We start from the raw sequence: 12,574 nt of genomic DNA, 5'->3' as shown, positions 1-12,574 counted from the left end.
GTGGGCGACTTCCACTATCTTGGCTGGGACAACGTAAACGCCGATCATACCCGTATTAAGAGAAGCTGCGAAGCAGCATCCGCGAGAAAGCTAACCATGGTTGAAAATAGCGAACTACGCAAAGCCGGTCTCAAAGTGACTCTGCCACGAGTCAAGATTCTACAAATGCTCGATTCTGCTGAGCAGCGTCACATGAGTGCCGAAGATGTTTACAAGGCGCTGATGGAGTCTAACGAGGACGTCGGCCTGGCCACGGTCTACCGTGTACTGACCCAGTTTGAAGCCGCAGGGCTGGTGGTTCGTCATAATTTCGACGGCGGTCATGCGGTGTTTGAATTGGCTGACGGTGGTCACCATGACCACATGGTTGATCTGGATACCAATGAGGTTATCGAGTTCACCAGCCCTGAAATCGAAGCGCTGCAGCACAAGATTGCTGAAGAGCATGGGTTCGATTTGGTCGACCATAATCTCGTGTTGTACATCCGTAAGAAAAAGTAAAAATCGACGCAGTTTTGCTTTGCGAAACGATTGAAGGCGACCCTCGGGTCGCCTTCGTGCTTTCTATAGAGTGGAAAATATCGCTTCAGGCCTTCGCGGCCACCACCATTTTTTTCGCGTGAGCCAAGGACTCCTTGGTCAAGTCGATACCGCCGAGCATCCGCGCCACTTCTTCCACCCGTTCCGACTTGTTCAGCTTGGAGACGGCGGTGTGTGTCGCGTCACTGCCGCGCACCTTATGCACAAACAGGTGCTGATGCCCTTGGGCTGCCACTTGCGGCAAGTGCGTCACCGTAAGCACCTGGCCGCGATCCCCCAGGCGACGCAGCAATTGGCCAACAATTTCTGCGGTCGGCCCGCCAATGCCCACATCCACTTCATCGAATACCAGGGTGGGTACCCGTGAGGTCTGGGCGGTAATCACTTGGATCGCCAGGCTGATCCGCGAGAGTTCGCCGCCGGAGGCCACTTTGGCCAGGGCCTTGAGCGGTTGGCCGGGGTTGGCACTCACCAGCAGTTCGACGTGCTCCAGCCCATGAGGCTGCAATTCTTGACTGGCGTTGGGATGCAGCTCGATGGTGAAGCGCCCGCCTGGCATGCCCAGGCGTTGGATTTCCAGCTCAACGGCGCTTGCCAGGCTAGTAGCTGCCTGCTGGCGCAGAGCGCTCAGCTCCCGGGCTTTTTCCTGATAATGACGGGCAAACGAAGCGAGCTCTTCGCCCAGTCGTTCGATGGATTCGTCGTTCGCGTTGAGTGTTTCGATTTCATCCAGCAGTTTCTGCTGCATGGTTGCGACTTCTGTCGGCTGGATTCGATGCTTGCGAGCCAGTGTATAAATAGTGTCCAGGCGTTCTTCTATTTCCTGCAGGCGAGCTGGGTCGGCGTCGAAATGGTCCAGGAAACGATTGAGTTCGCCCACGGCCTCTTCAACCTGGATCTGCGCGCTGGTCAACAGGGTGGTCGCTTCGCTCAGTGAGCCGGAAGCATTGTTCACGCTGGACAGGCGGTTGAGGCTGGCGGTCAGTGCATTAAGGACATTGCCGGAGTCGCTCTCACTACATTGCTCGACGACCTGGCGGCAGATACCCAGCAGGGTCTCGGCGTTGGTCAGGTTCTTGTGTTCCTGCTCAAGTTGCTCCAGCTCTGTCTCACCCAGGCCCAGACTCTCGAGCTCTTCCAGTTGATAGCTGAGCAACTGGTGGCGGGCGCGTTGTTCGTCGCCGGAGTTGGAGAGGCGTTCCAGTTCCTGGCGTGTCTGGCGCCAGCGTTGGGCGGCCAGTTGAACTTGCCGGGAAAGATCGGTGGCGCCGGCGTACTCATCGAGCAGGCGACGGTGGGTATCGGTTTTCAACAGGGATTGGTGTTCGTGCTGACTGTGGATATCGATCAGCAATTCGCCCAGGGCTTTCAAGTCGCCCAGTGGGCAAGGCGTGCCGTTGATATAGCCGCGCGAGCGGCCCTCGGCGGTGATCACCCGGCGCAGAATGCAGGGGCCTTCATTATTAAGGTCGCGCTCGGCCAGCCATGCCTCGGCTTCGGGGATGTCCGCCAGGTCGAAGGTGGCCAGTATGTCGGCCTTGTCGGAGCCAGGGCGTACCACGCCACTGTCGGCGCGGTCGCCAAGCGTCAGGCCGAGGGCGTCGAGCATGATCGACTTGCCGGCGCCGGTTTCGCCTGTGATTACGCTCATCCCGCGATCCAGTTCAAGATCCAGATGTTCAACGATGGCGTAGTTATGTACAGACAGGTGCACGAGCATGACGGCCGCTCCCAGGCTTTAGGTCTGGTTATTTATACAGTGTTTTGTTCAGGCCTGACAATCCTGGCACTTAGCTCGATTTGCTTGAGTCGTTAATTTTTTTAGCGCGATGTGGAATGAGCGTGAAGGAAATGATCCAGGTCAATCGAAAGACTTTTGGTAACGCCTGCGCCCTTGAACCTGAAAATTGTGGCCCCATATACCGGAGCAGAAGCGCGAGTTGAGTTCGCGCATGATTTTGAAAGGAGAAATCTATGGCTGACGAACAGACGCAGGATACGCAAACTCCAGACGCCAATTCGGCTGCCGGTGATGAACTGGCGACTCGTGTGCAAGTGCTCGAAGAGCAATTGGCCGCTGCGCAGGATCAATCGTTGCGTGTTGCCGCCGATCTGCAGAACGTCCGCCGCCGTGCCGAGCAGGATGTAGAGAAGGCTCACAAGTTCGCGCTGGAAAAATTCGCCGGTGACCTGCTGCCGATCATCGACAGCCTGGAGCGTGGTCTTGAGTTGTCCAACCCGGACGATGAAAACATCCGCCCAATGCGCGAAGGCATCGAGCTGACCCTGAAAATGTTCCAGGACACCCTGAAGCGTTATCAGTTGGAAGCTATCGATCCGCAAGCCGGCGAGCCGTTCAATGCTGAACATCACCAAGCCATGGCCATGCAGGAAAGCCATGACCTGGAACCCAATAGCGTAATCAAGGTGTTCCAGAAGGGTTACCAGCTCAACGGTCGCCTGATGCGTCCGGCAATGGTGGTGGTGAGCAAGGCTCCTGCACCCGTTGCACCTTCTATTGATGAGCAGGCTTGAAATTCGCCGCAAGGCCCCCATTTATAAGTCAAGCGTTTAAGTGCTACCGCAGTTAGCCAAAACTGCTGCGGCAACCAAATTCAAGTTTCGGGAGAGTAAATCATGGGCAAAATTATCGGTATCGACCTGGGGACCACCAACTCCTGCGTCTCCGTGCTGGAAAACGGCGTTGCAAAAGTTATTGAAAACGCCGAAGGCGCACGTACCACTCCGTCGATCATCGCTTACGCCAACGACGGTGAAATCCTCGTCGGTCAATCGGCCAAGCGTCAGGCGGTGACCAACCCGCACAACACCCTGTACGCGGTAAAGCGTCTGATCGGTCGTAAATTCGACGAAGAAGTCGTACAGAAAGACATCAAGATGGTGCCTTACAAAATCGCCAAGGCCGACAACGGTGACGCCTGGGTTGAAGTGAACGGCCAGAAAATGTCGCCGCCGCAAATCTCGGCTGAAATCTTGAAAAAGATGAAGAAGACCGCCGAAGACTACCTCGGTGAAGCAGTGACTGAAGCGGTGATCACCGTTCCGGCCTACTTCAACGACAGCCAGCGTCAGGCCACCAAAGACGCCGGCCGCATCGCGGGCCTGGATGTAAAACGTATCATCAACGAACCAACCGCAGCCGCGCTGGCTTACGGTATGGACAAGGCCAAGGGCGACCACACCGTGATCGTTTACGACCTGGGTGGCGGTACGTTCGACGTCTCCGTGATCGAGATCGCAGAAGTTGACGGCGAGCACCAGTTCGAAGTGTTGGCCACCAACGGTGACACCTTCCTGGGTGGTGAAGACTTTGACATTCGTCTGATCGACTACCTCGTTGACGAATTCAAGAAAGAAAGCGGCATGAACCTCAAGGGTGACCCGCTGGCCATGCAGCGCCTGAAAGAAGCCGCTGAAAAAGCCAAGATCGAGCTGTCTTCCGCTCAGTCGACTGACGTGAACCTGCCGTACATCACTGCAGACGCTACCGGTCCTAAGCACTTGAACGTGAAGATCTCGCGTTCCAAGCTCGAAGCGCTGGTTGAAGACCTGGTTCAGCGCACCATCGAGCCTTGCCGCATCGCGCTGAAAGACTCCGGTATCGACGTTGGCTCGATCAACGACGTGATCCTGGTGGGCGGTCAGACCCGTATGCCACTGGTTCAGAAGCTGGTTACCGAGTTCTTCGGCAAAGAAGCCCGTAAAGACGTGAACCCGGACGAAGCCGTTGCCATGGGTGCTGCCATCCAGGGTGCGGTACTGGCCGGTGATGTGAAAGACGTGCTGCTGCTGGACGTAAGCCCGCTGACCCTGGGTATCGAAACCATGGGTGGCGTGATGACTGCGCTGATCGAGAAAAACACCACGATTCCTACCAAGAAATCTCAGGTGTTCTCGACTGCCGATGACAACCAGGGCGCCGTGACTATCCACGTGCTGCAGGGCGAGCGTAAGCAAGCTGCACAGAACAAGTCCCTGGGCAAGTTCGACCTGGCTGAGATTCCACCAGCACCACGTGGCGTGCCACAAATCGAAGTGACCTTCGACATCGACGCCAACGGCATCCTGCACGTCGGCGCGAAAGACAAGGCCACCGGCAAAGAGCAGAAGATCACCATCAAGGCCAACTCCGGCCTGTCTGATGAAGAAATTCAACAGATGATCCGTGATGCTGAAACCAATGCTGAAGCCGACAAGAAGTTCGAAGAGTTGGCAGGCGCCCGTAACCAGGGTGACGCGCTGGTTCACTCGACGCGCAAAATGATCGCTGATGCTGGCGACAAAGTGACAGACGAAGAGAAAACCGCAATCGAAGCGGCAGTGGTTGCGCTGGAAGCCGCCATTAAAGGCGACGACAAGGCTGCCATCGAAGCCAAGGTTGAGGAGCTGTCGAAAGTCTCCGCGCCAGTTGCTCAGAAAATGTACGCCGAGCAAGGCCAGCCGGCTGACGGCGCTGCGCAACAAGCAGAGCCTGAAGCCAAGCACGACGATGTTGTCGATGCTGAGTTCGAAGAAGTTAAAGACAACAAGTAAGTTGTCGCCCGGTTGACCGCGCACAAGCGGTGACTGGTAGGATGTCGCCGCGCGGGAGCTTGCTCCCGCGTTGGCGTGTCTGGGGTATGCGAATTTTTACAGCATGCGACAACGCTCGGATGCTGGCGGTGTGAACGGGAATGCTCCTGCTTTCCGAATGACAGTCACCGCGTTTTTGGCCGGCTCCCTGGCTGGAAACAGTAATGACCAGGATCGTTGAATTGACGTGAGTTGGGTCCGGGCCTGTATTGGGGCTCAACGAGTTTGGCAGGGTTCAGGAGGGCCAGGTCGAACGTCCTTAAGAGTGCAAAGACTTATGGCAAAGCGTGACTATTACGAAGTATTGGGTGTGGAGCGTGGCGCCAGCGAGGCGGAGCTGAAAAAAGCCTACCGTCGCCTGGCGATGAAGCACCACCCGGACCGTAATCCGGATAACAAAGAATCCGAAGAGATGTTCAAAGAGGCCAACGAGGCCTACGAATGCCTGTGTGATCCCAATAAGCGTGCGGCCTACGACCAGTATGGCCATGCTGGCGTCGACCCGAGCATGGGCGGCGGCGGTGCCGGTTTTGGTGGCCAGAACTTCTCCGATATTTTCGGCGACGTATTCAGCGACTTCTTCGGCGGTGGCCGTGGCGGTCAGCGTGGCGGCCCTCAGCGCGGCAGCGACCTGCGTTACACCCTGGAGCTGAACCTGGAAGAAGCCGTGCGCGGCACCAGTGTCAATATCCGTGTGCCGACGCTGGTCAACTGCAAGCCGTGCGACGGCTCGGGTGCGAAGAAAGGCTCCTCGCCGATCACGTGCCCGACCTGCGGCGGTATCGGGCAGGTACGCATGCAGCAGGGCTTCTTCTCGGTGCAGCAAACCTGCCCGCGTTGCCATGGCCAGGGCAAGATCATTTCCGATCCGTGCGACTCCTGCCACGGCGAAGGCCGCGTCGAAGAGTACAAGACGCTGTCGGTGAAAGTGCCGGCGGGTGTGGATACCGGTGATCGTATTCGACTGTCGGGCGAAGGCGAGGCGGGTGCCCAGGGTGGCCCTACGGGCGACCTGTACGTGGTGATCAATGTGCGCGAGCACTCGATCTTCCAGCGTGACGGCAAGCACTTGTTCTGCGAAGTGCCGATCAGCTTTGTTGATGCGGCCCTGGGTGGCGAGCTGGAGATTCCGACGCTGGATGGTCGGGTCAAGCTCAAGATTCCCGAGGGGACTCAAACCGGCAAGCAGTTCCGCATTCGTGGCAAAGGCGTTGCGCCCGTGCGCGGTGGCGGTGCTGGCGACCTGATGTGCCGTGTGGCGGTGGAAACCCCGGTGAACCTGAATCGTCGTCAGCGTGAACTGCTGGAAGAGTTCCGCAGCTCGCTGGAAGGCGATGACTCCCACTCGCCGAAGACTACGGGCTTCTTCGACGGTGTAAAACGCTTCTTCGGCGACCTGTAAGGATCTGAATATGCGACGTATAGCCGTAATGGGCGCTGCCGGGCGCATGGGCAAGACGCTGGTCGAGGCGGTGCAGCAACGCTCGCCGGCCTCCGGGCTGACGGCGGCGATTGTTCGCCCAGGCAGTACGTTGATCGGCGCGGACGCAGGTGAGTTGGCCTCATTGGGCCGCATCGGTGTTTCGTTGTCTGGCAACCTTGAGCAGGTGGCTGACGAGTTCGACGTGCTGATCGACTTCACCCTGCCGGAAGTGATGCTGAAAAATCTGGCCTTCTGCCGTAAGGCGGGCAAGGCTATGGTGATCGGTACCACCGGTTTGAGCGCCGAGCAGAAACAGTTGCTGGTGGAGGCGGGCAAGGATATTCCGATCGTCTTCGCTGCCAATTTCAGCGTGGGCGTAAACCTGTCGCTGAAATTGCTGGACCTGGCGGCGCGCGTGCTGGGTGATGAGGCTGATATCGAGATTATCGAGACTCATCACCGTCACAAGATCGACGCCCCGTCGGGCACTGCGTTGCGCATGGGTGAAGCTATTGCCGATGCGCTGGGCCGCGATTTGTCGAAAGTGGCGGTATACGGGCGTGAAGGCCACACAGGGGAGCGCGCACGCGACACCATCGGTTTTGCAACCGTGCGCGGTGGTGATGTGGTTGGCGATCACACCGTGCTGTTCGCCACCGAAGGCGAGCGCCTGGAGATCACGCACAAAGCCTCCAGCCGCATGACTTTCGCCAAGGGCGCGGTGCGTGCTGCGCTTTGGTTGGACGGCCGCGAGCCGGGCCTGTACGACATGCGTGACGTGCTGGATTTGCACTAACCAGTAGCTAAAACGGGGGCTCAGGATTATCCTGTGGCCCCGTTTTTACCCGCTAGGCGACGTCCTGTCGCATTCCCCTGCCTTTAAGGCTCATTAGCGGTGGACCAAAAAAGCCTTTTTCTGTAAGCTACAGCTTTAGTGTGTCCACTAAAAGCGCGCAGAATAATTCAGTGAAGAAGCGGGGTGACGTGTCCATACGTCACTCCGCTTTTTTACAACCTGCGATCGCCCTTTCAGGCTTTATTTACGGGAGGTCTTCTTGACTAAGCCAGCCATACTCGCCCTTGCTGATGGCAGCATTTTTCGCGGCGAAGCCATTGGAGCCGACGGTCAGACCGTTGGAGAGGTGGTGTTTAACACTGCCATGACCGGCTATCAGGAAATCCTTACCGATCCTTCCTACGCCCAACAGATCGTTACCCTGACCTATCCGCACATCGGCAACACCGGCACCACGCCGGAAGATGTCGAGTCTGATCGTGTCTGGTCGGCGGGCCTGGTAATTCGTGACCTGCCACTGGTTGCGAGCAACTGGCGTAACACGATGTCGCTGTCCGATTACCTGAAAGCCAACAACGTTGTGGCGATCGCCGGTATCGATACGCGCCGCCTCACGCGCATCCTGCGTGAAAAAGGCTCGCAGAACGGCTGCATCATGGTCGGTGACAATATCTCCGAAGAGGCGGCGATTGCCGCGGCGCAAGGTTTCCCTGGCCTGAAGGGCATGGACCTGGCGAAAGTCGTCAGCGTTAAAGAGAAGTACGAGTGGCGTTCCACTGTGTGGGATCTGAAGACCGACAGCCACGCGACTATCGAGGCTGCCGATCTGCCTTACCACGTGGTCGCCTATGACTACGGCGTCAAGTACAACATCCTGCGCATGTTGGTCGAGCGCGGTTGCCGTGTGACCGTGGTGCCCGCGCAAACCCCTGCCAGCGATGTGCTCGCGATGCAGCCGGACGGTGTGTTCCTGTCCAACGGCCCGGGTGACCCTGAGCCATGCGACTACGCTATCCAGGCCATCAAGGACGTACTGGAGACCGAGATTCCGGTATTCGGCATCTGCCTTGGTCACCAGTTGCTGGCTTTGGCCTCCGGCGCCAAGACTCTGAAAATGGGCCACGGCCACCACGGTGCCAACCACCCGGTACAAGACCTGGACACCGGCGTTGTGATGATCACCAGCCAGAACCACGGTTTTGCGGTGGATGAAGCCTCCCTGCCGAGCAACGTGCGCGCCATTCACAAGTCGCTGTTCGACGGCTCCCTGCAAGGCATCGAGCGCACCGACAAGAGCGCGTTCAGCTTCCAGGGCCACCCTGAAGCCAGCCCGGGCCCGAACGACGTAGCGCCGCTGTTCGACCGTTTCATCAATGAGATGGCCAAGCGACGCTGACTGAGTGGCCTGCGGGCGGCCCCGGATTGCGGTGGCCCCCGCAGGCTCTTCAAAGATTGTTCAAGACGGCTTGCCGACTGACCTGCGGATTTGAGTGACAAACCCATGCCAAAACGTACAGACATAAAAAGCATCCTGATTCTTGGCGCTGGCCCGATCGTGATCGGCCAGGCCTGCGAATTCGACTACTCCGGCGCCCAGGCCTGTAAAGCCCTGCGCGAGGAGGGCTACCGCGTCATCCTGGTGAACTCCAACCCGGCCACCATCATGACCGACCCGGCCATGGCCGACGCCACCTACATCGAGCCGATCAAGTGGCAGACCGTTGCCAAGATCATCGAAAAAGAGCGTCCGGACGCGCTGCTGCCAACCATGGGTGGCCAGACCGCTCTGAACTGCGCCTTGGACCTGGAGCGCGAAGGCGTCCTGGAAAAGTTCGGCGTAGAGATGATCGGTGCCAATGCCGACACCATCGACAAGGCTGAAGATCGTTCGCGTTTCGACAAGGCCATGAAGTCCATCGGCCTGGCGTGCCCGCGTTCCGGTATCGCCCACAGCATGGAAGAGGCCAATGCGGTCCTCGAGACCCTGGGCTTCCCATGCATCATCCGTCCGTCCTTCACCATGGGCGGCACCGGCGGTGGTATTGCTTACAACCGTGAAGAGTTCGAAGAAATCTGCGCTCGTGGCCTGGACCTGTCGCCGACCAAAGAGCTGCTGATCGACGAATCGCTGATCGGCTGGAAAGAATATGAGATGGAGGTTGTCCGCGATAAGAAGGACAACTGCATCATCGTCTGCTCCATCGAAAACTTCGACCCGATGGGCGTGCACACCGGTGACTCGATCACCGTGGCACCAGCACAGACCCTGACCGACAAGGAATACCAGATCCTGCGTAACGCCTCCTTGGCGGTATTGCGCGAGATCGGCGTTGAAACCGGCGGTTCCAACGTCCAGTTCGGCATCTGCCCGGACACCGGCCGCATGGTCGTGATCGAGATGAACCCACGTGTATCGCGTTCTTCGGCGCTGGCCTCGAAAGCGACCGGTTTCCCGATTGCGCGTATCGCTGCCAAGCTGGCTATCGGCTACACCTTGGACGAGCTGCAAAACGAAATCACCGGCGGCGCTATGCCGGCGTCTTTCGAACCGTCTATCGACTACGTCGTGACCAAGCTGCCGCGCTTTGCCTTCGAGAAATTCGCCAAGGCGGATGCGCGCCTGACCACCCAGATGAAGTCGGTCGGTGAAGTCATGGCCATCGGCCGCACGTTCCAGGAGTCCCTGCAGAAAGCGCTGCGCGGCCTGGAAGTCGGTGTTTGCGGCCTGGACGAGAAGCTCGACCTGAGCAACCCGGAAAGCATGAGCATCCTCAAGCGCGAGCTGACCGTGCCGGGCGCCGAGCGTATCTGGTACGTGGCTGACGCCTTCCGTGCCGGCCTGAGCGTCGAAGATATCTTCGGCATGAACATGATCGACCCGTGGTTCCTGGTGCAGATCGAAGATCTGATCAAGGAAGAAGAGAAGGTCAAGACGCTGGGTCTGTCGTCTATCGACCGCGACCTGATGTTCCGCCTCAAGCGCAAAGGCTTCTCCGACCAGCGTCTGGCCAAGCTGCTGGGTGTGACCGAGAAGAACCTGCGTACTCATCGCCACAAGCTGGATATCTTCCCGGTCTACAAGCGCGTTGACACCTGCGCCGCAGAATTCGCCACCGACACGGCCTACATGTACTCCACCTATGAGGAAGAGTGCGAAGCCGCGCCGACGGGCCGCGACAAGATCATCATCCTGGGTGGCGGTCCGAACCGTATCGGCCAGGGCATCGAGTTCGACTACTGCTGCGTACACGCCGCCCTCGCCCTGCGCGAAGACGGATACGAGACCATCATGGTCAACTGCAACCCGGAAACGGTTTCCACTGACTACGACACGTCCGACCGTCTGTACTTCGAGCCGGTAACGTTGGAAGACGTATTGGAAATCTGCCGCGTCGAGAAGCCTAAAGGCGTGATCGTCCAGTACGGCGGCCAGACCCCGCTGAAACTGGCGCGTGCCCTCGAAGCCGCTGGCGTGCCGATCATCGGTACCAGCCCGGATGCAATCGACCGTGCCGAAGACCGTGAGCGTTTCCAACAGATGGTTGAGCGCCTGAACCTGCGCCAGCCGCCGAACGCCACCGTGCGCAGCGAAGACGAAGCCATTCGCGCGGCCAGCAAGATCGGCTACCCGCTGGTGGTGCGTCCGTCCTACGTACTGGGCGGCCGGGCGATGGAAATCGTCTACGAAGAAGAAGAACTCAAGCGCTACCTGCGTGATGCGGTGAAAGTCTCCAACGACAGCCCGGTGCTGCTGGACCACTTCCTCAACTGCGCCATCGAAATGGACGTGGACGCGGTCTGCGACGGTACTGACGTCGTGATCGGCGCGATCATGCAGCACATCGAGCAGGCCGGCGTTCACTCCGGTGACTCCGCGTGCTCCCTGCCGCCGTACTCGCTGCCGGCGCACATCCAGGACGAGATGCGCGAACAGGTCAAGAAGATGGCCCTGGAACTGGGTGTGGTCGGCCTGATGAACGTACAGTTGGCGCTGCAAGGCGAAGACATCTACGTCATCGAAGTCAACCCGCGTGCTTCGCGTACCGTACCGTTCGTGTCCAAGTGCATCGGTGTGTCCCTGGCCATGATCGCTGCACGTGTGATGGCCGGTAAGACCCTGAAGGAAATCGGCTTTACCAAGGAAATCATTCCGAACTTCTACAGTGTGAAAGAGGCGGTGTTCCCGTTCGCCAAATTTCCTGGTGTGGACCCGATCCTGGGCCCAGAGATGAAGTCCACCGGTGAAGTGATGGGTGTGGGCGATACCTTCGGTGAAGCATTCGCCAAGGCCCAGATGGGTGCCAGTGAAGTGCTGCCGACCGGCGGTACTGCGTTTATCAGCGTACGTGATGATGACAAACCACTGGTTGCAGGGGTCGCCCGCGATCTGATCAACTTGGGCTTTGAAGTCGTGGCTACCGCCGGGACCGCCAAGCTGATCGAAGCTGCCGGCCTGAAAGTACGTCGCGTGAACAAGGTGACGGAAGGACGTCCGCATGTGGTCGACATGATCAAGAATGACGAAGTCACTCTGATCATCAACACCACCGAAGGTCGCCAGTCGATCGCGGACTCCTATTCCATTCGTCGTAATGCCTTGCAGCACAAGATTTACTGCACCACTACCATTGCTGCTGGCGAAGCTATCTGTGAAGCGCTGAAGTTCGGTCCGGAAAAGACCGTGCGTCGCTTGCAGGATCTACACGCAGGATTGAAGGCATGAGCATAACCAAATACCCGATGACCGTTCAGGGCGCGCGCGCCCTGGAAGAGGAGCACGCCCATCTGACCAAGGTCGTACGTCCAAAGCTGAGCCAGGACATCGGTACGGCCCGCGAGCTGGGTGACTTGAAGGAAAACGCCGAATACCACGCTGCTCGCGAGCAGCAGGGTATGGTCGAGGCGCGGATTCGTGACATCGAAGGCCGTATGCAGAATGCGGTGATCATCGATGTCACCACCATCCCGCATACCGGCAAGGTAATTTTCGGCACGACCGTGGAAATCGCCAACGTCGAGACCGACGAAAGCGTGACTTACCAGATCGTGGGTGAGGATGAGGCTGACTTCAAGCAAGGCAAGATCTCTGTCGGCTCGCCGATTGCTCGCGCCTTGATTGCCAAGGAAGAAGGCGACGTGGTTGCCGTGAAAACGCCGAGCGGCGTCATTGAGTACGAGATTGTCGAAGTTCGTCACATCTGAAAGACGGCGCCCGCTGCGTG

General features: G+C 58.4%; 9 protein-coding genes. 8 read left to right on the top strand and 1 reads right to left on the bottom strand.

Going from position 1 to position 12,574, the window contains the following annotated elements; translation table 11 throughout:
- Nucleotides 1–96: 96 nt before the first annotated feature.
- Nucleotides 97–501 (top strand): ferric iron uptake transcriptional regulator, encoded by a 405-nt coding sequence (fur, locus tag RHM69_RS16130; protein WP_003194220.1) that lies wholly within the window; start codon nucleotides 97–99, stop codon nucleotides 499–501.
- An 85-nt stretch (nucleotides 502–586) separates the two neighbouring features.
- Here fur and recN read toward each other — a convergent pair whose 3' ends face one another.
- On the bottom strand, nucleotides 587–2,260 hold the full coding sequence (gene recN, locus RHM69_RS16125) for a DNA repair protein RecN (protein WP_003194217.1): 1,674 nt from the start codon (nucleotides 2,258–2,260) through the stop codon (nucleotides 587–589).
- 254 nt (nucleotides 2,261–2,514) lie between these two features.
- Here recN and grpE point away from each other — a divergent pair, with 254 nt between their 5' ends.
- The 7 genes from grpE (at nucleotide 2,515) to greA (ending at nucleotide 12,554) form a co-directional block, all read left to right on the top strand.
- Entirely contained in the window at nucleotides 2,515–3,075 is a 561-nt protein-coding gene (grpE, locus tag RHM69_RS16120; protein WP_003194215.1) for a nucleotide exchange factor GrpE, read from the top strand.
- Nucleotides 3,076–3,177: 102 nt separating this feature from the next.
- On the top strand, nucleotides 3,178–5,094 hold the full coding sequence (dnaK, locus tag RHM69_RS16115) for a molecular chaperone DnaK (RefSeq protein WP_014719959.1): 1,917 nt from the start codon (nucleotides 3,178–3,180) through the stop codon (nucleotides 5,092–5,094).
- A 316-nt stretch (nucleotides 5,095–5,410) separates the two neighbouring features.
- Nucleotides 5,411–6,535, top strand: coding sequence for a molecular chaperone DnaJ (gene dnaJ / locus RHM69_RS16110; protein WP_014719958.1), 1,125 nt, complete (start codon nucleotides 5,411–5,413; stop codon nucleotides 6,533–6,535).
- 10 nt (nucleotides 6,536–6,545) lie between these two features.
- Nucleotides 6,546–7,352: a 4-hydroxy-tetrahydrodipicolinate reductase gene (dapB, locus tag RHM69_RS16105; protein WP_014719957.1), complete on the top strand. Its 807-nt coding sequence runs from the start codon at nucleotides 6,546–6,548 to the stop codon at nucleotides 7,350–7,352.
- A gap of 259 nt (nucleotides 7,353–7,611) precedes the next feature.
- Nucleotides 7,612–8,748, top strand: coding sequence for a glutamine-hydrolyzing carbamoyl-phosphate synthase small subunit (carA, locus tag RHM69_RS16100; RefSeq protein ID WP_003194208.1), 1,137 nt, complete (start codon nucleotides 7,612–7,614; stop codon nucleotides 8,746–8,748).
- A 105-nt stretch (nucleotides 8,749–8,853) separates the two neighbouring features.
- Nucleotides 8,854–12,075 carry a carbamoyl-phosphate synthase large subunit gene (gene carB / locus RHM69_RS16095; RefSeq protein WP_003194205.1) on the top strand — a complete coding sequence of 1,074 codons (3,222 nt, stop codon included), beginning with the start codon at nucleotides 8,854–8,856 and terminating at the stop codon, nucleotides 12,073–12,075.
- Nucleotides 12,076–12,077: 2 nt separating this feature from the next.
- Nucleotides 12,078–12,554 (top strand): transcription elongation factor GreA, encoded by a 477-nt coding sequence (greA, locus tag RHM69_RS16090; RefSeq protein WP_032873232.1) that lies wholly within the window; start codon nucleotides 12,078–12,080, stop codon nucleotides 12,552–12,554.
- Nucleotides 12,555–12,574: the final 20 nt, after the last annotated feature.

The sequence above is a fragment of the Pseudomonas sp. CCI1.1 genome (assembly GCF_034348165.1).
Classification (GTDB): domain Bacteria; phylum Pseudomonadota; class Gammaproteobacteria; order Pseudomonadales; family Pseudomonadaceae; genus Aquipseudomonas; species Aquipseudomonas paracarnis.
The sequence above is the reverse complement of the archived record's forward strand: the minus strand, read 5'-3'. Positions and strand labels throughout refer to the sequence as shown.